Genomic DNA, 20,985 nt, shown 5'->3' with positions numbered 1-20,985 from the left:
TCCACCCACCCGCGGCGCAGCCGCACCCTCAGCCCGGCGGTGCCCCACCCGCGACGCAGCCGCACCCCTGGCCGTGCGCGCAGTTCCCCGCGCCCCTTCCGGCCCGCGTCCACCAGCCCGCGGCGCAGCCGCACCCGCCGGCCGGGGGGGACCCGGGCGTCCGCGAGCCGCCGTCAGGCGGACATGGTGCGTTTCATTTTGACGGATTCCAGGAGCCCTATGGCAATGAAATTCGCGAACATCGAGGAGCCGCCGTAGGACACAAAGGGCAAGGGGATGCCCGCCACCGGCATGATGCCCAGCGTCATGCCGATGTTCTCGAAGGACTGGAAGGAGAACCACGCCACGATGCCGGCCGCCACGATCGTGCCGTAGAGGTCGGTGGCGTTGCGGGCGATCGAGCAGGCGCGCCAGAGGATGATGCCGATGAGGGTGACGATGAGCATCGCGCCCACGAAGCCGAGTTCCTCGCCGGCCACCGAGAAGACGAAGTCGGTCTGCTGCTCGGGGACGAACTGGCCGGTGGTCTGGCTGCCGTGGAAGAGGCCCTTGCCGAGCAGGCCGCCGGAGCCGATGGCGATGCGGGCCTGGCTGGTGTTGTAGCCGACGCCGGCCGGGTCCAGGGCCGGGTTGGCGAAGGCGGCGAAGCGGTCGATCTGGTACTTGTCGAGGATGCCGAGCTTCCAGACCAGCAGCGCGCCGAGGAAGCCGGTGCCGATCAGGCCGAGCACCCAGCGGGCGGAAGCGCCGGAGGCGAGCAGGACGCCGAGCACGATCGCGGCCAGCACCATTACCGAGCCGAGGTCCGGCATCAGCATGATGATGCCCACCGGAACGGCGGCCAGGCTCAGCGACTGGAGCACCGTGCGGCGGTCCGGGTGCAGCTTGTCGCCCGCGTCCACCTGGGCGGACAGCACCATGGCCATGCCGATGATGATGGCGACCTTGACGAACTCCGACGGCTGGAGCGAGAAGCCGCCGCCGATCACGATCCACGAGTGGGCGCCGTTGATGGTGGAGCCCAGCGGGCTGAGGACCGCGAGGATGCCCAGGATGGACAGGACGTAGAAGAAGGGCACGATGGTCCGCATGCGGTGGTGCCCTATGGCCATCGCCCCGATGGCCAGACCGAACCCGATGCCGGCGTTCATCACATGGCGGATCAGGAAGTAGTACTGGTCGCCATGGGTGAGGTTGGTCCGGTTGCGGGTCGCCGAGTAGACCAGCATGGTGCCGATCGCGCACAGCGCCAGGGTGGTGAACAGCAGCACCCAGTCCATCCGGCGGACCACCGAGTCCCGGGCGAAGAGCTTGCCGAAGGAGGACTTCTCCGGGCTGAAGCGGGGGACCGTATAGGTGTTGGCACTCATGTCCAGGACTTCCTGCCGTACAGCAGCCGCTCGGTACGGGTGGGGGTGAGGGCGGCCAGGGCCGGTCCGGTGTCGTCCGCGGTGCGCGGGCCGTCACCGGAGGTGAGCACGTCGCCGGAGAGGTTGCCGATGCCCGCCGGGCCGACGACGTAGGACGCCTGCTGGACGACCGCGCCGTCGGGGGAGATCTTCGGCAGCTTCGTGACCGGCTTGGGCATGATGCCCTTCTTGGGGTCGATCGACGTGCTGTCCTTCTGGATGCCGTACATGGCCTCGTAGATCCGGCGGACCGCGGTGCCGGAGCCGCCCGAACCCGTACCGGCCTGCGAGATCGTCATCACGATCGTGTAGTCCTTGGTGTACGTGGTCAGCCAGGACGTGGTCTGCTTGCCGGTGACCTCCGCGGTACCGGTCTTGGCGTGCAGCGGGATCTTGTCCTGCGGCCAGTTGAGGAACTTCCAGTTGGCGGTACCGCCGGTGACCACGCCGGCGGTGGCCTGATCGATGTACTTCAGCGTGTTCTGGGTGTCGGGCAGCTTGCCGACCGCCTTGGGCTTGATCGGGGTGACGGTCTTGCCGTCGGGGCTCACCACCGCCTTCCCTATGGTCGGCTGGTAGAGGGTGCCGCCGTTAGCGATGGCCGCGTAGACCCGGGCCATCTGGATCGGGGTGACGAGCGTGTCGCCCTGGCCGATGGCGTAGTTGACCGAGTCACCGGCGCGCAGCACATAGCCGTCGGTGCAGTTCTCCCGGGCGATGTTGGTGGCCAGGTCGTGCTTCTTACTGGTCCTCTTGACCTTGCACCAGTAGTCCTTGTTGGCGTCGAAGTAGTCCTGCTTCCACTGCCGGTCCGGGATGCGGCCGGTGACCTCACCGGGCAGGTCCACATTGGTCTTGGCGCCGAGGCCGAACTGGTGGGCGGTCTTGTAGAACCAGTCCTTGGGGTGTTTGGGCGCGGTGCCGCCGTCCTTCTGCCACTCCTGGTAGGCGATGCCGTAGAAGACGGTGTCGCAGGAGACCTCGAGGGCGCGGCCGAGCGAGATGTCGCCGTAGCTCTCGTTCTCGAAGTTCTTGAACTCCTGGTCGCCGATCTTCATCGACGAGGTGCACGGGTACTCGCCGTTGATGTCGTAGCCGGCGTTGACGGCCGCGGAGGTGGAGACGACCTTGAAGGTGGAGCCGGGGGCGGACTGGCCCTGGATCGCCCGGTTGAGCAGCGGGTAGTTGGACTTGACCGCCGTGAGGTTCTTGTAGTCCTTGGCCGAGATGCCGCCGACCCAGGAGTTGGGGTCGTACGTCGGCGCGCTGGCCATCGCGATGACCTGGCCGGTGTGGTTGTCCATCACCACGGCCGCGCCCGAGTCGGCCTTGTAGTTCTCGTTGGTGATCGGGTCGAAGGTGTTGCGGGCTTCCTTCATCGCCGCGGCGAGCTGCTGCTCGGTGACCGACTGGACCTTGGCGTCGATGCTGGTGACCAGGGTGTCGCCGGGGGTGGCCGGGGTGTCGCCGGCCTTGCCGATCACCCGGCCGAGGTTGTCCACCTCGTAGCGGGTGACGCCGGCCTTGCCGCGCAGGTCGGTGTCGTAGGTGCGCTCCAGGCCGGAGCGGCCGATCTGGTCGGACCGCAGCAGCGGGGTGGCGGTCTTCTCGGAGGCGGTCAGCTCGTCGTCGGTGACCGGCGAGAGGTAGCCGAGCACCTGCGCGGTGTTCGCCTTGTACGGGGCCGGGTAGCGGCGTACGGCGGTGGGTTCGGCGGTGATGCCCGGGAAGTCCTCGCGCCGCTCCATGATCTGGAGCGCCTGCTGCGTGGTGGCCTCGTCGGTGATCGGGATCGGCTGGTACGGCGATCCGTTCCAGCAGGGCTGCGGGGTCTTCGCGTCGCACAGCCGCACCTTGTCCTGCACGTCCTGCGGCTTCATGCCGAGCACGCCGGCCAGCTGGGTCAGTACCGCCTTGCCGTCGTCGGCCTGCTTGAGCAGGTCGGTGCGGCTGGCGGAGACCACCAGCCGGGTCTCGTTGTCGGCCAGCGGCACGCCGTGGTCGTCGAGGATGGCGCCGCGGACGGCGGGGGTGACGACCTGCTGGATGTGGTTGTTGGCGGCCTTCTGGTCGTATTCCTGGCCGTTGCGGATCTGCAGGAACCACAGCCGCCCGCCGAGGGTGAACAGCAGCGACAAAGTGAGGACTTGCAAGATGACCAGGCGGATGGTGACCCGTGTGGTCCGGCCGGTGTCCGGGATATTGCTCATGGCTGGCGACGCGCTCCCCTGGCCGGCGAGTTGAACTTGACCATCTTCCCAGCGCGCCCGAACATGCCCCGATCGGGGGTCAGTCCGATCTTGCTGCTTCGCATCCGGTTGCGGCTGCCGCGCACACCGCCGAAGCCGGTCGGGTCGTCGGCGAGCGGATCGTTGTCGAAGCGGCGGGCGAGCGCCATCACCAGCGGCACGACGAAGGGCGCCAGCAGCAGGTCGTACAGCGTGGCGGTGAACACCAGCTTGACCAGGCCGACATGGGCGCCGGCCTGGTCGCCGACGAGGCTGCCGACGCCGGCGTAGAGCAGGGTGGTGCCGATGGCCGCGCCGACGACCACCAGCATCGGGCCGGCCGCGGTGCGCGGCTGGCCGCTGTCGGGCTTGGCCAGGCCGGCCAGGTAGCCGATGACGCACAGCACCAGGGCGTAGCGGCCGACCGCGTGGTCGGCGGGCGGCGCGATGTCGGCGAGCAGCCCGGCGAAGAAACCGACCAGGCAGCCGCCGATATGGCCGTAGGCCAGGGCCAGGCCGAGCACGGTCAGCAGCAGCAGGTCCGGCACCGCGCCGGGCAAGTGCAGCCGGGCCAGCACGCTGACCTGGGCGATCATGGCGACGACCACCAGGACGGTGGAGAGCACAATCCGTTTGAGGCGCATCGGTCAGCCCCCGCTGGTGTTCGTCGGGGTGGTGGATTCACGGCCCACGGTGAGGTTGTAGTCCTGCACCGTGGCGCTCGGGCTGGCGCCGTCGGTCGGCAGGCCGGACGGGTTGTCCGACGGGAGGTCGGACGAAGCGTTGTCGGAGGTGCCGGACGAGGAGTCGTTCGAGGTCCCGGACGACGGGTCGTTCGAGGTGCCCGACGGCTGGTCCCCGTTGGTGCCGGGCGCCGTGCCGCTCGGTGACGTCTTGGGCTTGGGCTTCGCGGTGGCCGGCGGCGCCGGCCGGGTCGGCAGCACGCTGTCGCGCGGGTCGGTGCGCGGACCCACCACGACGACGCCCACGATGTCCAGCTTGGTGAAGCTGACAAAGGGCTGGACCTGCACGGTCTTGGTGAGATTGCCGGCCGCCGGGTCGACGCGCACGATCCGGCCGACCGGCACGCCGGCCACGAAGGGCTTGCCGCCGGTGGAGCCGAAGGTGACCAGCCGGTCGCCGTTGTGCACGTTCGCGGTGGAGTTGAGCAGCTGCACCCGCATCGGCCGGTTGCCCTCGCCGGTGGCGAAGCCCAGCTCCATGGTCTTCTCCAGCCGGGTGCCGACGGTGAAGTCCGGGTCGTTGGCGAGCAGCACGGTGGCCGTGGAGGGGCCCACCGTGGTCACCCGGCCGACCAGCCCGTCGCCGTTGATGACGGTCATGTCCCGGGTGATGCCGTCCTTGCTGCCGGCGTCGATGGTGACCGTCCAGGAGAAGCCCTGGGCCGCTCCTATCGCGATGACCTGCGCGCCCTTGATGGTGTACTGCCCGGCGCCGGCCGTCTTGAGCATGCTGTCGAGTTCGGCGGCGCGGTTACGGGTCATGTCCTTGCTGCCGAGTTGCTGCTTGAGCGCTTCGTTCTCGCGCTGCAGACGGTGGATGGTGGCGCTGCGACCACCTGAGTCCCGTACCGCGTCCACGGCGTTGCCCACCGGGTCGACGACGCCGGCCACGCTGTTCTCCACCGGGCCGAAGACGGACTGGGCCACTTGCCGGGGCCGGTCGAGCGGTGAGTTCTCACCGCCGCGGATGTCCACGGTGATCAGCGCGAACGCCATCACCACCAGCAGTACCAGCAGCAGCCGGCTCTCCTTTGTGTCCCTCACGGGCGCCAGTCCGTGCCTTCCTCATCGGACCCGCCGCCGCTGGGGGCACGGCCGGTCGGAACTAGTGTGCGGTGTACGGCCGCTGTGCGGTTGGTGCCCGCGGCGGCCGGTCCGGCGGGAGTATGTGCGGAAAAAAGGTCATCTGCGGGGCGCGGCGTCGAGCACCTGCTGGAGTGCCTCGAACTCCTCGACGCACTTGCCGGCGCCGAGCGCCACGCAGTCCAGCGGTGACTCGGCGATGTGGATCGGCATGCCTGTCTCGTACCGCAGCCGCTCGTCGAGGCCGCGCAGCAGCGCGCCGCCGCCGGCCAGCACGATGCCGCGGTCCATGATGTCGCCGGACAGCTCCGGCGGGCACTTGTCCAGGGTCGTCTTGACCGCGTCCACGATCGCGTTGACCGGTTCCTCGATGGCCTTGCGGACCTCGCCGGCCGAGATCACCACGGTCTTGGGGAGGCCGCTGACCAGGTCGCGGCCGCGGATCTCGGTGTGCTCCTCCTGCTCCGGCTTGGCGTCGAAGGCGGAGCCGATGGTCAGCTTGATCTGCTCGGCCGTGCGCTCGCCGAGCAGCAGGCTGTACTCCTTCTTGATGTGCTGGATGATCGCGTTGTCCAGCTCGTCGCCGGCCACCCGGATGGACTGGGCGGTGACGATGCCGCCGAGGCTGATCACCGCGACCTCGGTGGTGCCGCCGCCGATGTCCACCACCATGTTGCCGGTGGCCTCGTGCACCGGGAGCCCGGCGCCGATCGCGGCCGCCATCGGCTCCTCGATGATGTGCACGGTACGGGCGCCGGCCTGGGTGGCGGCCTCGATGACGGCACGGCGCTCCACGCCGGTGATGCCCGAGGGCACGCATACGACGACCCGCGGGCGGACCATGTAGCGACGACGGTGGATCTTGAGGATGAAGTAGCGCAGCATGCGCTCGGTGATCTCGAAGTCGGCGATCACGCCGTCCTTCAGCGGCCGGACCGCGACGATGTTGCCCGGCGTGCGACCGATCATCTTCTTGGCCTCGGAACCGACAGCGAGGATTCCCCCGGTGTTGGTGTTGACCGCCACGACCGACGGCTCGTTCAGGACGATCCCGCGGCCCCTGACGTACACCAGCGTGTTGGCGGTCCCGAGGTCGACAGCCATATCACGGCCGATGAACGACATGTTGTTCGCCATGTGGATACGTCTGGCCTTCCCGAGCTGGAGCGGAGATTCCATCGTAGTCGCGCCCGACCGGACGCGGGATCGGGGCTGTGACGTCATCGAGGGTTCCGACGTCATTGTCATCAGAACACACAGCGGACCTCGGTAATGGTGACGCCGTGTCGGAATGATTGGTTCCCGATCGCCCTCGGCATATGCCCACCCGGGGCGGGCGGTTAGGCCAGACCGGGGAAGAACAGCTTGATCTCGCGTTCGGCGGACTCCTCGGAGTCCGAGGCGTGCACCAGATTCTCCCGCACGATCGTGCCGAAGTCTCCCCGGATCGAGCCGGGTGCGGCGGCGATCGGATCGGTCGGGCCGGCCAGCGCGCGGACGCCCTCGACCACCCGCTCCCCCTCGACCACCAGCGCGACCGAGGGGCCCGACGCCATGAAGCCCATCAGCGGCTCGTAGAACGGGCGGCCGACGTGCTCGGCGTAGTGCTGCTCCAAGGTGGCCCGGTCCAAGGTGCGCAGTTCCAGCGCGACGATCGTCCAGTCGGCCTTCCGCTCCACCCGGGCCAGGAGTTCGCCGATCAGACCGCGGCGAACGGCGTCCGGCTTGAGAAGGACGAGGGTGCGCTGGGACACGGTTCGACTCCTGATACGTATGACACGTGCGGCTGTGGGGCGAGCCTAGCCGTCACGCGGCCGACGCCGTGTGGCGGCCCCTGATCTCGTCGATCTTGCGGCCGTAGTGGATCGAGGCCCACCACAGCGCCGCGAAAATCACCCCGAGGACGAACATCGTACCGACTACGAAACCGCTGGCGATCAGTCCGATCTGCAGCGCCCAGCCGATCACCAGTGCACCCGGCCGGGTGACGGCTCCGCACAGCAGTACGCACAGCGCCATCGCGATGCCGCACACCGTCCACACCGTGCCCTGGGAGAGGTCGGGATGCTTCATCGCGACCAGCCCGGCGAAGCCGATGACGAAGAACTCGCCGATCAGCGTGCTCGAACACAGCGTCCGCATGGCCTGATACCTCTCACTTGCGGCCCAGCAGCAGCCGGGCCTCTCCCACGGTGATCACCGAACCGGTGACCAGCACCCCGGCCCCGGCGTACTCCCCCTCCTCCTCGGCGAGGGTGATGGCCGCCTCCAGCGCGTCGTCCAGCCGCGGCTCGACCTGCACGCGGTCGTCGCCGAACACCTCGACGGCCAGCGCGGCCAGCGCGTCCACATCCATCGCCCGGGAGCTGGAGTTGCGGGTGACGACGACCTCGGCGAAGACCGGTTCGAACGCCTCCAGCAGTCCCCGCACGTCCTTGTCCCCGCTCGGGCCGACCACGCCCACCAAATGGGTGAACGCGAAGACCTCCCCGATGGCCGCGGCGGCCGCCAGCGCGCCGCCCGGGTTGTGCGCCGCGTCCAGCACCACGGTCGGGCTGCGGCGGACCACTTCGAGCCGGCCCGGCGAGGTGACGGTCGCGAACGCGGTACGCACGGCGGCCGGATCGAGGGCGCGCTGGTGCACCCGGCCGATGCCGAAGAACGCCTCGACGGCGGCGAGCGCCAGGGCCGCGTTGTGCGCCTGGTGCTCGCCGTGCAGCGGCAGGAAGATCTGTTCGTACTCACCGCCGAGGCCGCGCAGGGTCAGCAACTGGCCGCCGACCGCGACCTCGCGGTGCAGCACGCCGAACTCCACGCCCTCGCGGGCCACCTCGGCCTCGGCCTCGGCCGCCCGGGCCAGCAGCACCTTGGCCGCGTCGGCGGGCTGCTGGGCGAAGACGGCGCTGGCGTCGTGCTTGATGATCCCGGCCTTCTCCACCGCGATCTCGCCGGGGGTGGCCCCGAGCCGGTCGGTGTGGTCCAGCGAGATCGGGGTGACCACGGCGACCTGGCCGTCCAGCACATTGGTGGCGTCCCAGGAGCCGCCCATCCCGACCTCGACCACGGCCACGTCCACCGGGGCGTCGTCGGCGAAGGCCGCGTAGGCCATCGCGGTGATCACCTCGAAGAAGGACAGCCGGTGCGGCTGGCCGCCGTCGACCAGGCCGACGTACGGCTGCAGGTCCCGGTAGGTCTCGATGAAGCGCTCGGCGCTGATCGGGGCGCCGTCCAGGGTGATCCGCTCGGTGACGGACTGCACGTGCGGGCTGGTGTAGCGGCCGGTGCGCAGCTCGAAGGCGAGCAGCAGCCGCTCGATCATCCGGGCGGTGCTGGTCTTGCCGTTGGTGCCGGTGATGTGGATGGCCGGGTAGGTGCGCTGGGGTTCGCCGAGCACGTCCATCAGCGCGGTGATCCGGTCCAGCGACGGGTCGATCCTGGTCTCGGGCCAGCGGCCGAGCAGTTCCTCCTCGACCGCGCGCAGCTCCCGGTCGAGCTCGGGATCGGCCGGCCGGGACGGCACGTCGTCCTCGGGGGCGGGCGGGGTGACCTGGGCGCGCAGAGTACGGCTGCCAGCCTCGATCAGGGCCAGGTCGGCTTCGCGCAGCGGCCGGCCGGCCGCCCCGTCACCGGCCCCCTCATCGGCGTCGTCGCTGCCGTCGTCGGCCGGGTCGTCATCCGCGTCGTCGGCCGCCGCGTCGAAGCGGCCGGCGGATCCCGCGCTGGAATCGTCCGGGAAGTCGTCGTCGTGCGGCCGGTCGCCCGGGAGGTTCTCGCTCACGCACCGCAGTCTACGGAACGGGCCCGGACCGAGAGGTCCGGGCCCGTCCGCCGCTCGTGCGGTGTCACGCCGCCGGGAGCGCCGCCAGCTGCGCGGTGATCCGCTCGATGTCGGCCTCGGCGGCGGTCAGCCGCGCGCGGATCCCGGCGACGACCGGCTCGGGCGCCTTGGCGAGGAAGCCCTCGTTGCCGAGCTTGCGGCCCGCCTGCTCCTTCTCCTTCTCGGCCAGCCCCAGGTCCTTGGTGAGCCGCTTGCGCTCGGCGGCCACGTCGATGGTGCCGGACAGGTCCAGCGCGACGGTGGCCCCGGCCACCGGCAGGGTCGCGGTCGGGTGGAAGCCCTCGCCGGGCGGCTGGAGCCGCAGCAGCTGCCGGATCGCGTCCTCGTGCGGCGCCAGCAGGGTGCCGTCGAGGGTGAGCAGCGCCGGCACCCGCTGGCCGGGCTGGAGGCCCTGGTCGGAGCGGAAGCGCCGGACCTCGGTGACCACCCGCTGCACCTCGGCGATCTCCCGTTCGGCCGCGGCGTCCCGGAATCCGCTGTCGCGCGGCCAGTCCGCGATCACCACCGACTCGCGGCCGGTGAGCGTGGTCCACAGTGTCTCGGTGACGAACGGCACGACCGGGTGCAGCAGCCGCAGCATCACGTCCAGCACCTCGCCGAGCACCCGCCCGGAGACCCTGGCCTGCGCGCCGCCCTTGAGGAAGCTGGTCTTGGACAGCTCCACGTACCAGTCGAACACCTCGTCCCACGCGAAGTGGTAGAGCCCGTCGCTGAGTTTGGCGAACTGGAAGTCCTCGTAGTAGGCGTCCACATCCGCCACGACGGTGTTCAGCCGGGACAGGATCCAGCGGTCGGCCGCCGACAGCTCCTCGGGCCCCGGCAGCGGGCCGTCGATGCTGGCGCCGTTCATCAGGGCGAAACGGGTCGCGTTCCAGATCTTGTTGGCGAAGTTGCGGGACGCCTTGACCCAGTCCTCGCCGATCGGCACGTCCGCGCCCGGGTTGGCGCCGGAGGCCAGCGTGAAGCGCACCGCGTCCGAGCCGTAGGCGTTCATCCAGTCCAGCGGGTCCACCGAGTTGGGGTTGGACTTGGACATCTTCTTGCCGTGCTCGTCGCGGACCAGGCCGGTGAGCGCGATGGTGTGGAAGGGCGCCACGCCGTCCATCGCGTACAGGCCGAACATCATCATCCGGGCGACCCAGAAGAAGATGATGTCGTGGCCGGTCAGCAGCACATCGGTCGGGTAGAACTTCTCCAGGTCGGCGGTGCGGTCCGGCCAGCCGAGCGTGGAGAAGGGCCACAGCCCGGAGGAGAACCAGGTGTCCAGGACATCGGAGTCCTGGGTCCAGCCCTCGCCGGGCGTGGGGTCGTCGGGGCCGACGCAGATCGTCTCGCCGTCCGGGCCGTACCAGACCGGGATGCGGTGGCCCCACCACAACTGGCGCGAGATGCACCAGTCGTGCATGTTGTCGACCCAGTCGAAGTACCGCTTGGACATCTCCGGCGGGTGGATCGCGACCCGGCCGTCACGCACCGCGTCGCCCGCGGCCCGGGCGAGCGGCTCGACCTTGACCCACCACTGCAGCGACAACCGCGGCTCGATGGTGGTCTTGCAGCGGGAGCAGTGGCCGACCGAGTGCACGTAGGGGCGCTTCTCGGCGACGATCCGGCCCTGTTCGCGCAGCGCGCCGACGATCGCCGAGCGGGCCTCGAAGCGGTCCAGGCCCTGGAAGGGGCCGTGCACGGTGATGATGCCGCGCTCGTCCATCATCGTGATGGAGTCCAGGCCGTGCCGCTGGCCGATGGCGAAGTCGTTGGGGTCGTGCGCCGGGGTGACCTTGACCGCGCCGGTGCCGAACTCCGGGTCGACGTGGGAGTCCGCGACGACCGGGATCGTCCGGTCGGTGAGCGGCAGCCGGATCCGCTTGCCGACCAGGTGCCGGTACCGCTCGTCGTCCGGGTGCACGGCGACCGCGGTGTCACCGAGCATCGTCTCGGCCCGGGTGGTGGCGACGACGACCGTGTCCTCGCCCTCGCCGTACTTCAGCGAGACCAGTTCGCCGTCGTCGTCCTGGTACTCCACCTCGATGTCGGAGATGGCGGTCAGGCAGCGCGGGCACCAGTTGATGATCCGCTCGGCGCGGTAGATCAGCTCGTCGTCGTAGAGCTTCTTGAAGATGGTCATGACGGCCCGGGACAGGCCCTCGTCCATGGTGAAGCGCTCCCGCGACCAGTCCACGCCGTCGCCGAGGCGGCGCATCTGGCCCAGGATCCGGCCGCCGTACTCATCCTTCCACTGCCAGACCCGCTCGACGAAGGCCTCCCGGCCGATGTCCTGCCGGGACTTGCCCTCGGCGCCGAGCTGCTGCTCGACCTTGTTCTGGGTGGCGATACCGGCATGGTCCATGCCCGGCAGCCAGAGCGACTCGTAGCCCTGCATGCGCTTGCGGCGGGTGAGGGCGTCCATCAGGGTGTGCTGGAACGCGTGCCCGAGGTGCAGCGTCCCGGTGACGTTCGGCGGCGGGATGACGATGGTGTACGGCGGCTTCTCGCTCTTCGCGTCGGCCTCGAAGTACCCGCGCTCCACCCAGCGCTCGTACAGCGCCCCCTCTACCTCGGCCGGCGCGTACTGGGTCGGCAGTTCGGGGTTGCTGTTCGGCCCGCTGTCGGGGCGCTGAGTCTTGTCGGTCACGACACCGATTCTACGGGGGCCGGCCGGGCTGTTACGAATCAGTTGCCGCGCTGTGGACAGGAGACAGAGCGCGGTCCGCAAGGATGGGCGGACTCGTTAACGGAGGGGACCCAGCAGATGAGTTACAACCAGCCGCCACCGAGCCCGTACGGGCAGCAGCCCGAGGGACCCGAGGGACCCGAGGGCCCAGGGGGAGCCGGCGGAGCCGCGGAGGGCCAGGGCCTGTCGCAGCAGCCCGCGCAGGACCAGCAGGGCGGCTACGGGCCTCCTGCCGGCCCTGCGCAGCCCGCTCAGCAGCCGCACGGGCAGGTGCCGCCCCAGCAGCCCTACGGACAGCCCGGCTACGGGCAGCCGCCGGTACCGCCCCGGGGCGGGAACAACAAGCGCACCGGGATCATCGTCGGCGTCGCGGTGGTGGCGGTGATCGCCGTCCTCGCCGGGGTGCTCATCGCGCACAAGGGCAACAGCGGCAGCGACGGGCTCTCCAACGACGGCAAGAAGTACAAGCTGACCACGCCGGCCACCGTCGCGACCGACTACAAGAAGAGCGGCGACCCGAGCGCCAGCGACAGCGGCTTCGACAGCGGCGACCTGGCCAAGCTCAAGGCCCTCGGCTTGTCCGACCCGCAGCAGGTGACGGCCGGCTACGTCAGCGGCTCGGAGACGACCGGCAAGCTGCTCTCCTTCAGCGGGGTCTACGGCAAGCTCGCCGACCCCAAGAAGGTCGCCGACGGCATGATGGCCGACCTGCGGGCACAGACCGCCAAGAACGGCACCGACAGCGACGGCACCAAGACCGAGCTGATCGGCGGGGTGCAGACGGTGCACCCGGCCGGCGCGGACGACGCGATCGTGGAGTGCCAGAACGCCAAGGTCACCGACGGCGCGTCGAAGAAGGCCGTCACCACGCCGATCTGCCTGTGGTCCGACTACAGCACCTTCGGCACCATCCTTCCGATCGACCTGTCGGCGCTGGCCGTCGGCACCGGCGGCGGCCCGACGGTGGACGGCACGGCCACGCTGCTCTCGCAGGTCCGCAAGGACACCCGGGTGGAGATCAAGTAACCACCCGTTGAGACGTGCAACGACAAGGGGCGCCCGGTCCACCGCGGACCGGGCGCCCCTTGTGCGTACCTGACGTGCTTACGGGCCTACGCGCTCTTCTGCTCGCCCTTGCCGACGATCCGCGGCTCGCGCGGCACCAGGGTCGGGTTGACGTTGGAGTGCACGACGTCCGCGGTGACCACGACCCGGGCCACGTCCTTGCGGGACGGCACCTCGTACATCACCGACATCAGCACCTCCTCCATGATCGCCCGCAGACCGCGCGCGCCGGTCTGCCGCAAGATCGCCTGGTCGGCGATGGCCTCCAGCGCGCCGCGCTCGAACTCCAGCTCTACGCCGTCGAGTTCGAAGAGCTTCTGATACTGCTTCACCAGCGCGTTGCGCGGCTCGACCAGGATCTGCAGCAGCGCCTCACGGTCCAGGTTGTGGACGTTGGTGATGACGGGCAGCCGGCCGATGAACTCGGGGATCATGCCGAACTTCACCAGGTCCTCCGGCATGATCTCGGAGAACTGGTCGGCCATGTTCAGCTCGCGCTTGGAGCGGATGGTCGCGCCGAAGCCGATGCCCTTGGCGCCCGCCCTGGCCTCGATGATCTTCTCCAGACCGGAGAAGGCGCCGCCCACGATGAACAGCACGTTGGTGGTGTCGATCTGGATGAACTCCTGGTGCGGGTGCTTGCGCCCGCCCTGCGGCGGCACCGACGCGGTGGTGCCCTCCAGGATCTTCAACAGCGCCTGCTGCACACCTTCGCCGGACACGTCCCGGGTGATCGACGGATTCTCGCTCTTGCGGGCGACCTTGTCGATCTCGTCGATGTAGATGATCCCCGTCTCGGCCTTCTTGACGTCGTAGTCCGCCGCCTGGATCAGCTTCAGCAGGATGTTCTCGACGTCCTCACCGACATAGCCGGCCTCGGTGAGGGCGGTGGCGTCGGCGATGGCGAACGGCACGTTCAGCATCCGGGCCAGGGTCTGGGCCAGCAGGGTCTTGCCGGAGCCGGTGGGGCCCAGCAGCAGGATGTTGGACTTGGCGAGCTCGATGGCGTCGTCGTGTCCCGGGCGGCCGTTCTCACCCGCCTGGACCCGCTTGTAGTGGTTGTAGACCGCGACCGAGAGGGCCTTCTTCGCCGGCTCCTGGCCGACGACGTAGCTCTCCAGGAACTCGTAGATCTCCCGCGGCTTGGGCAGATCCTCCCACCGCACCTCGGAGGACTCGGCGAGCTCCTCCTCGATGATCTCGTTGCAGAGGTCGATGCACTCGTCGCAGATGTACACACCCGGGCCTGCGATGAGCTTCTTCACCTGCTTCTGGCTCTTTCCGCAGAATGAGCACTTCAGCAGGTCTCCACCGTCACCGATGCGTGCCACGAGGTGTTTCCCCTTCGCCTGGGATCCGCCGACCTTCAACGGAGCCTGGTGCTTCTCTCATCGACGGTACCTTGCCGCGCCCCCCGTGTGGGCCCCCCTTGGACGTACTCGCTTTCCGAGTCCGAGGAGGGCCCGCCGGGAGGGCGGGCCATGGTCCCGTCAGTCGCCGTCCGTCCGGCGGTCACGTCACACGTGCACGCCGGGCGGATACATCAGGTGCGTCAGACGCCGACGGAGGTCTTGCGGGTCGACACGATCTGGTCGATCAGACCATAGGCCAGCGACTCGTCAGCGGTCAGGATCTTGTCGCGCTCGATGTCCTCGCGGATCTCCTCGATCGGCGTGGTGGAGTGCTTGGCCAGCATCTCCTCCAGCTGCTGCCGCATCCGGATGATCTCGTTGGCGGCGATCTCCAGGTCGGACACCTGACCGCGACCCGTCTCACTGTACGGCTGGTGGATGAGGATCCTGGCATTGGGCAGCGCCATCCGCTTGCCCGGGCTGCCGGCCGCCAGCAGCACGGCCGCCGCGGAGGCCGCCTGGCCCATGCAGACCGTCTGGATGTCGGGCTTCACGAACTGCATGGTGTCGTAGATCGCGGTCAGCGCGGTGAAGGAGCCGCCGGGGCTGTTGATGTAGACCGAGATGTCCCGGTCGGGGTCCATCGACTCCAGGCACAGCAGCTGCGCCATGACGTCGTTGGCGGAGGCGTCGTCGATCTGCACGCCGAGGAAGATCACCCGCTCCTCGAAGAGCTTGGCGTACGGGTCGTACTCGCGCACGCCCTGCGAGGTGCGCTCGACGAAGCGCGGGATGACATAGCGGGCCTCGGCTCCGAACACACCGGGCCGCTCGGCCTGGGTGCGCTCGTACAGGCCGCTACCGGGGAAGTTCAAGGGGTTCACGTCCACCGTCCTGGTGATGAAGAGCTTCGAGGGATCTGCGGGACTCGGCTGCGGTGCGCGGGCACGGGGCTCACGCGCCCGGGCCGCCGGCACCGGTGCCGCCGCCGCCGGGGACTTGCGCGGCGGAGAGCATCACGCCGTCCAGCAGGCCGTACTCCTGGGCCTCCTCGGCGGAGAACCAGCGGTCGCGGTCGGAGTCCTTGGTGATCTGCTCGAAGGTCTGGCCGGAGTGCTGGGCGATCAGCTCGGCCATCCGGCGCTTGGTGTGCAGCAGCTGCTCGGCCTGGATCTTGATGTCGGTGGCGGAGCCGCCGAGGCCCGCGGAGGGCTGGTGCATCAGGATGCGGGTGTTCGGCAGCGCGAACCGCTTGCCGGGGGTGCCCGCGGTGAGCAGGAACTGGCCCATCGAGGCGGCCATGCCCATGGCGATGGTGACGACGTCGTTCTTGATGAACTGCATCGTGTCGTAGATCGCCATGCCGGCGGTCACGGAGCCGCCGGGGCTGTTGATGTAGAGGAAGATGTCCTTGTCGGGCTCTGCGGCAAGGAGGAGCAGCTGCGCGGTGATCTTGTTGGCGATGTCGTCGTCGACCGCCTGGCCGAGGAAGATGATTCGCTCGCCGAGCAGTCGGTTGTAGACCTGGTCGCCGAGGCCACCGAAAGTCGGCTCGCCGGCGGCGGAAGGCATCGGAGTCGTCACGTATCCACCTGCTCGTTGTCGGACGGCGGAGCTGCCGCCACAGGGTCTTCGTCAGGGCCGGGGGGCGCTGTCCCGGCGTCGCCGGTGCTGCACCCCTGCCCTCCTACTAACGGACCCTAACGCGCAGGTGGGGCCCAGCAATCCCCTACGCGGAACTGTTCGCTGTGAGCGCAGGGTCGCTGTGCGGGCCGCACCGGTGACGGGCCGCCCTCACGGTGGGCGGCGCCCACTGGGGGCGTGGGGGCCGGCGGGGGCCCCTCGCGCCCGGACGGCGCCCATCAGGGGCGCGGGGGCGGGGTCGGGGCCGGTGGGAGCCCTCGCGCCCGGGCGGCGCCCATCAGGGGCGCGAGGAACTGCGCGGACGGCCACGACGGGGCCCGCGGGGCGTCACCGGCCCGTAGGCCCGAAGGGGCCGCTGCTGCCGTCCCCGGGCCACCGGCGGCCGGCCGGTGGCCCGCGCCGTTCCCCGCGCCCTTGAGCGGGCGCTGCGGGTCAGGCCTTCTCGGCGGCCTCGGGCGCCCCGGCCTCTTCGCCGGCGGGCGTCTCGGCGGCCTCGCCGTCGGCGGCCTGCACCGTCTCCGCGTCCTCGTCCTCGTCGTCCTCGAGGTCCACCGGCTCACCGTTGGTGTCGGTGACCTTGGCGGCCTCCACCACCACGGCCAGCGCCTTGCCGCGGGCGACCTCGCCGACCAGGATCGGCACCTGGCCGCCTTCGACCACGGCCTGCGCGAACCGGTCCGGCGTCATACCGGAGGTGGCGGCGCGGCGCATGAGGTGCTCGGTGAGCTCCTCCTGGTTGACCGACAGCTTCTCCTTGTTGACCAGCTCGTCCAGGATGAACTGGGTCTTGATGCCCTTGACGGCCTGGGCTTCGAGCTCCGCGTCGTACTCCTCGCGGGTCTTGCCCTCGGCCTCCAGGTACGTCTCCCAGGTCAGTCCCGTCTGCGGGAACTGGTGGTGCTCCAGGTTGTGGGTGCGGGTGCCGATCTCGTCCTGGAGCAGCTTCTCCGGGATGGGGACCTCGATCAGCTCGATGAGAGCGTCGAGCACCTTCTCCTGGGCCTGGGTCGCCTGGTCGTACGACTTCATCCGCTCCAGGCGCTTGCGGCTGTCCTCGCGCAGTTCTTCGAGGGTGTCGAACTCGGAGGCGAGCTGGGCGAACTCGTCGTCCAGCGAGGGCAGTTCGCGCTCCTGGACATCGGAGACCTCCACCTTGACGGAGGCCTGGCTGCCGGAGGCGGTGCCGCCCTTGAGCTCGGAGGTGAAGGTGGCGGAGCCGCCCTTCTCCAGGCCGATGACGGCCTCGTCGATGCCGTCGAGGAGCTGGCCCGAGCCGATGGTGTAGCTGACCCCGGTCGCGACGCCGTCCTCCAGCACCTCGCCGTCGACAGTGGCCTCCAGGTCGACCACGACGACATCGCCGTCGGCGGCGGCGCGCTCGACCGGGGTGGTGGACGCGAAGCGGTCGCGCAGCTGCTCCAGCGACTTCTCGATGTCCTCGTCCGACACGGCCACCGCGTCCACCACGACCTCGATGCCGGAGTAGTCCGGGATCTCGATGACCGGGCGGATGTCCACCTCCGCGGTGAACTTCAGTTCGTCGCCGTCGTTGAACTCGGTGATGTCGACGTCGGGCTGGCCGAGGACATTCAGCTCACCCTCGTTGACCGCCTCCGTGTAGAACTTGGGCAGCGCGTCGTTGATGGCCTCTTCGAGGACCGCGCCACGGCCGAACCGCTGGTCGATGACGCGCGCAGGGATCTTGCCCTTGCGGAAGCCCGGCACCGTGACCTGCTGGTTGATCTTTTTGTACGCCGCGTCGAGGCTGGGCTTGAGCTCCTCGAAGGGCACCTCGACAGTGAGTCGAACCCGAGTCGGGTTCAGAGTCTCGACGGCGCTCTTCACGGTTGGGTCTCCTTGGGGGCTTTACGTTGATGGGGGCGATTCGCTGTGCGCGTTTAAGGTGCGCCCGTCCGGTCGCCGACGGCCCATCCTACCGGTTACCACAAACCTTCCGGAGGGGGTCGTCCACAGCCTCCGGAGACCGCGGTTCCCCACCTCGGCCTGCCGCGGAACTGCTGGTCGGGGTGGCCGGATTCGAACCGACGGCCTTCCGCTCCCAAAGCGGACGCGCTACCAAGCTGCGCCACACCCCGCTGGTGCGACACGTAGAGTACATGCCTCCGTACCCTTGGACAGCCGGTATCCGTCCCGGCGCCGCGTCGGTTCGACCGGCTCCGGTGCGGTGTGCCAGAATCACTGGTGCTGCGGGCGTAGCTCAATGGTAGAGCCCTAGTCTTCCAAACTAGCTACGCGGGTTCGATTCCCGTCGCCCGCTCGGTACGGCTACGGCCCAGGTGGCGGAAGGATTCCGCGGCCTGGGCCGCCGCTCTTCCTGAGATTGTTCCGGGGGCCCGTGTCGCCCGCGCGCGCCTCCCACGTGCCCGTTCCTGCCGGAACCGCCGGCGCCGGCCGGTGTGCCAAAGATCATGAAACCGGAAGCCGCCGTCGGCCGTTCAGCGAGTCCGGCATCCCTTCGCGCATGGACTCCAGCAACGGCGCGACCGGGTAGTTCCTAGGGGTGTACTCCTCATGGATGCGGTCAGCTCGGCGTCGTCGACCGGTTGTTGACGGTGAAGACCGCTCCCGGGGGCTCGCGGGTCAGGAACTCCACGCCGCAAGGAGTTCGGCGGGTCCGTACGCGGCGTCCGGGCCCGGGCCGGCGATACCGCTGCGCGAGACGGCAACCGTGGGCACGGGTTCAGGGGTGAGCGCCGCGCGGTGGCGCAGCAGCGCTGCCAGATCGTGCTGGTCGAACGGGGAGTTCTCCAGCCACTTCACCGAGCCGACGAACAGAAGGTCCTTGGCGATCGGCCCCCGGTCTGCTCCGACGATGTCGATCTCCACGTCGTTGGTCCGTGTCCAGTAGCCGCCGATGGCAGGGGCCGCGGGGAGGTTCGCGTCGGGCAGCAGCCGTGCCAGCGCCTCGCGCACCAGGGGTTCGACGGCGCGGCCGCGCCAGCTGGTCCAGTTGCTGCGGATGCGCTGCAAGGTCAGGTCGCCCCGGCCGCGCTCGATCTCGTCCATCGCCGGGCCCAGGAGTTTCAGCCAGAAGCGGAGGTAGGGGTCCGCGACCCGGTACCGGCGGTCCTTCGACGGCCGCGGGGAGAGGGGAAGTTCGGCGGCAATCACCCGCTTCTCCGTGAGCAGCTCCAGCGCCCGCTGAAGCGGGGTCGCGCCGATTCCGCCGGCCGCGCGGGCGATGTTCGAAAAGGTCCGCTCGCCGCTGCCGATCGCCGAGAGAACAGTGCGGGCCTGCGCCTGCCGGGGGAATTCGGCTGCCAGCGAGCGCTCCGCGGACACCAGCAGCGCCGACACCGGGTCGCTGAGCGCCGTCCGGAGAAAGTCCCACATCCCGGCGCCGGCCTGCCACTCCGCGCAGATCAGGGGAAGCCCCCCGGTGATCAGCGCCGCGTCGAAGGCATCGGCGGGCTCCGCCACGCCCAGCATGGCGCCCACGTCGACCGGGTTGAGCGGCCCGAGGACCATCTCCCGTCCACGCTGGTGGAACGGGCGTCCGTAGCTGTTCAGCGCCTCCATCATGGAGAGGTCGGAGCCGATGAGGACCAGCAGAACCGGTTTGGCCTCCAGGGCCCTGTCCCAGGCCCGCTGAAGCACGCCCTCGAAGGCGCCGTCGCCATCCATCAGGTAGGGCACCTCGTCCATGACCACCACGCTCGGCCGGTCGTGCGGCAGGCTGGCGGCCAGCACGTCGAAGGCGGCATCCCAGGTCGGCGGGCGGGCGGCGGACAGCACATGCGCCAGCGGAAGGCTGGACGACTGCGCGTCCTGAGCGAACCGTTCCAGGTCCGCTTCGAGTGAGGCGCCGGTCGCGGCGTAGAAGAGGAAGGGCGCGCCGGATCTCTCGGCGAACTGCTCGACCAACCGTGACTTGCCGACCCGGCGGCGCCCCCGCAGCAGCACGCACCGTCCCGGCCGCTGCCCGCCGTCACCGTCCGCCACCTTCTTCAGCTCGCGGTCGAGCAGGTCGAGCTCGTGCCGCCTCCCCACGAATTCCGCCATCGGTCATCCCTCCGTACCGCCGAGAAGCCAGTATCCCAGACTAACGCTGATGTTACTAACATCGATGTTAGTAACATCGACACCCATGCGGCGAGGGTGCCACCCACAGGCGGTAAGGTCCCCCGCGGGGAGGACTCGTGGACATCGTGTGGCTCTGGATCATGCTGGGCAGTGGCTGCGTCGTGGTGGGGCTGGGGATCTACACGCTGCGGACCGGGCGCAATGGCGTGCTGCCCCGGGCCGCGGTGGGGCAGATCATGGTGGGGGTCGGGCTGGTCCTCGATCCGCTGCCGTGGCTGGCCGGGTGGTCGAGCCGCAGCGCGGCGGCGGTCGCCGGGGTCGCGTTCGTGTGCGTGATCATTCCGGGCGTCGTCCTTCAGATCCCGTTCGAACGGCTGCGCCGCGCGCGTCCGCCGGTCGAGTGACGCGCCCGCCGGGCGCCCCGCTCAGTCGACCGGGATGCCCTGCGGCGCCTTGATCCGCTTCATGATCATCTGTGAATTGACGTCGGTCACGCCCGGCAGCGCGATGAGGCGCTCGGTCCAGAACCGCTCGTAGGCGTCGGAGTCCGCCACGGCGATGCGCAGGAGGCTGCCGGGCGCGCCGTACAGGCGGTACGCCTCGACGACGTCGGGGATGGTCTGCAGGCGGTCCTCGAAGGCGGCCACCGAGGCGCGGTCGCGGCGGACCTCGACGGAGGCGAAGACCTCGAAACCGCGGGCGACGGACGCCGGATCGACCACCGCGCGGTAGCTCCGGATCACCCCGTCGTCCTCCAGCTGGCGCACCCGGCGCAGGCACGGCGAGGGGGTGAGGCCCACCCGCTGGGCGAGTTCCTGGTTGGTGAGCCGACCGTCCGCCTGGAGTTCGCGCAAGATACTTCTGTCGATGGCATCCATGATGGCACTTTGTAGCACGCTGAGGCGGGA

General features: G+C 69.6%; 17 protein-coding genes and 2 tRNA genes. 3 read left to right on the top strand and 16 right to left on the bottom strand.

Annotation, left to right across the window (positions count from 1 at the left end; genetic code table 11):
* Positions 1-173: 173 nt before the first annotated feature.
* The 9 genes from rodA to GA0115240_RS32270 form a co-directional block, all read right to left on the bottom strand.
* Positions 174-1,370: a rod shape-determining protein RodA gene (rodA, locus tag GA0115240_RS32310; protein ID WP_093742303.1), complete on the bottom strand. Its 1,197-nt coding sequence runs from the start codon at positions 1,368-1,370 to the stop codon at positions 174-176.
* Complete coding sequence (gene mrdA, locus GA0115240_RS32305; protein ID WP_093742301.1) at positions 1,367-3,619, bottom strand: penicillin-binding protein 2; 2,253 nt, start codon at positions 3,617-3,619, stop codon at positions 1,367-1,369. Before mrdA ends, rodA begins: the two co-directional genes overlap by 4 nt.
* Complete coding sequence (gene mreD, locus GA0115240_RS32300; RefSeq protein ID WP_093742299.1) at positions 3,616-4,281, bottom strand: rod shape-determining protein MreD; 666 nt, start codon at positions 4,279-4,281, stop codon at positions 3,616-3,618. Before mreD ends, mrdA begins: the two co-directional genes overlap by 4 nt.
* 3 nt (positions 4,282-4,284) lie before the next feature.
* Positions 4,285-5,424 (bottom strand): rod shape-determining protein MreC, encoded by a 1,140-nt coding sequence (gene mreC / locus GA0115240_RS32295; RefSeq protein WP_093742297.1) that lies wholly within the window; start codon positions 5,422-5,424, stop codon positions 4,285-4,287.
* Positions 5,425-5,562: 138 nt separating this feature from the next.
* Positions 5,563-6,588 (bottom strand): rod shape-determining protein, encoded by a 1,026-nt coding sequence (locus tag GA0115240_RS32290; protein WP_093742315.1) that lies wholly within the window; start codon positions 6,586-6,588, stop codon positions 5,563-5,565.
* Between the two features lie 215 nt (positions 6,589-6,803).
* Positions 6,804-7,217, bottom strand: a complete 414-nt coding sequence (gene ndk, locus GA0115240_RS32285) for a nucleoside-diphosphate kinase (RefSeq protein ID WP_093742295.1) — start codon at positions 7,215-7,217, stop codon at positions 6,804-6,806.
* 52 nt (positions 7,218-7,269) lie between these two features.
* Complete coding sequence (locus GA0115240_RS32280; RefSeq protein WP_093742293.1) at positions 7,270-7,605, bottom strand: DUF4233 domain-containing protein; 336 nt, start codon at positions 7,603-7,605, stop codon at positions 7,270-7,272.
* 13 nt (positions 7,606-7,618) lie between these two features.
* The gene (locus GA0115240_RS32275) at positions 7,619-9,241 is read right to left on the bottom strand and encodes a bifunctional tetrahydrofolate synthase/dihydrofolate synthase (RefSeq protein WP_176725234.1); all 1,623 of its coding nucleotides are present in this window, start codon (positions 9,239-9,241) and stop codon (positions 7,619-7,621) included.
* A gap of 64 nt (positions 9,242-9,305) precedes the next feature.
* The gene (locus GA0115240_RS32270) at positions 9,306-11,933 is read right to left on the bottom strand and encodes a valine--tRNA ligase (RefSeq protein WP_093742291.1); all 2,628 of its coding nucleotides are present in this window, start codon (positions 11,931-11,933) and stop codon (positions 9,306-9,308) included.
* Between the two features lie 117 nt (positions 11,934-12,050).
* Here GA0115240_RS32270 and GA0115240_RS32265 point away from each other — a divergent pair, with 117 nt between their 5' ends.
* Complete coding sequence (locus GA0115240_RS32265) at positions 12,051-12,998, top strand: hypothetical protein (RefSeq protein ID WP_093742288.1); 948 nt, start codon at positions 12,051-12,053, stop codon at positions 12,996-12,998.
* 86 nt (positions 12,999-13,084) lie between these two features.
* Here the strand turns inward: GA0115240_RS32265 and clpX are convergent, their stop codons facing one another.
* The 5 genes from clpX to GA0115240_RS32240 form a co-directional block, all read right to left on the bottom strand.
* Positions 13,085-14,368, bottom strand: a complete 1,284-nt coding sequence (clpX, locus tag GA0115240_RS32260; protein ID WP_093742311.1) for an ATP-dependent Clp protease ATP-binding subunit ClpX — start codon at positions 14,366-14,368, stop codon at positions 13,085-13,087.
* A 221-nt stretch (positions 14,369-14,589) separates the two neighbouring features.
* The gene (locus tag GA0115240_RS32255) at positions 14,590-15,273 is read right to left on the bottom strand and encodes an ATP-dependent Clp protease proteolytic subunit (RefSeq protein WP_370673396.1); all 684 of its coding nucleotides are present in this window, start codon (positions 15,271-15,273) and stop codon (positions 14,590-14,592) included.
* Positions 15,274-15,343: 70 nt separating this feature from the next.
* Entirely contained in the window at positions 15,344-15,961 is a 618-nt protein-coding gene (locus GA0115240_RS32250) for an ATP-dependent Clp protease proteolytic subunit (RefSeq protein WP_093742285.1), read from the bottom strand.
* A gap of 504 nt (positions 15,962-16,465) precedes the next feature.
* Entirely contained in the window at positions 16,466-17,878 is a 1,413-nt protein-coding gene (gene tig / locus GA0115240_RS32245) for a trigger factor (RefSeq protein ID WP_093742284.1), read from the bottom strand.
* 174 nt (positions 17,879-18,052) lie between these two features.
* Positions 18,053-18,129: transfer RNA gene (locus GA0115240_RS32240), tRNA-Pro, on the bottom strand.
* Positions 18,130-18,240: 111 nt separating this feature from the next.
* On the opposite strand from GA0115240_RS32240, the gene GA0115240_RS32235 reads away from it, so the two are divergent.
* Positions 18,241-18,311: transfer RNA gene (locus GA0115240_RS32235), tRNA-Gly, on the top strand.
* A 323-nt stretch (positions 18,312-18,634) separates the two neighbouring features.
* Here the strand turns inward: GA0115240_RS32235 and GA0115240_RS32230 are convergent.
* Positions 18,635-20,056 (bottom strand): ATP-binding protein, encoded by a 1,422-nt coding sequence (locus GA0115240_RS32230; RefSeq protein ID WP_093742282.1) that lies wholly within the window; start codon positions 20,054-20,056, stop codon positions 18,635-18,637.
* A gap of 137 nt (positions 20,057-20,193) precedes the next feature.
* Between GA0115240_RS32230 and GA0115240_RS32225 the strand changes: the two genes are divergently transcribed.
* The gene (locus tag GA0115240_RS32225) at positions 20,194-20,481 is read left to right on the top strand and encodes a hypothetical protein (protein WP_093742280.1); all 288 of its coding nucleotides are present in this window, start codon (positions 20,194-20,196) and stop codon (positions 20,479-20,481) included.
* A 21-nt stretch (positions 20,482-20,502) separates the two neighbouring features.
* Here GA0115240_RS32225 and GA0115240_RS32220 read toward each other — a convergent pair whose 3' ends face one another.
* Entirely contained in the window at positions 20,503-20,955 is a 453-nt protein-coding gene (locus GA0115240_RS32220) for an Lrp/AsnC family transcriptional regulator (protein ID WP_093742279.1), read from the bottom strand.
* Positions 20,956-20,985 lie beyond the last annotated feature (30 nt).

The organism is Streptomyces sp. DvalAA-14 (genome assembly GCF_900091855.1).
Taxonomy (GTDB): Bacteria; Actinomycetota; Actinomycetes; order Streptomycetales; family Streptomycetaceae; genus Actinacidiphila.
This window is presented reverse-complemented; position numbering and strand designations above follow the sequence as displayed.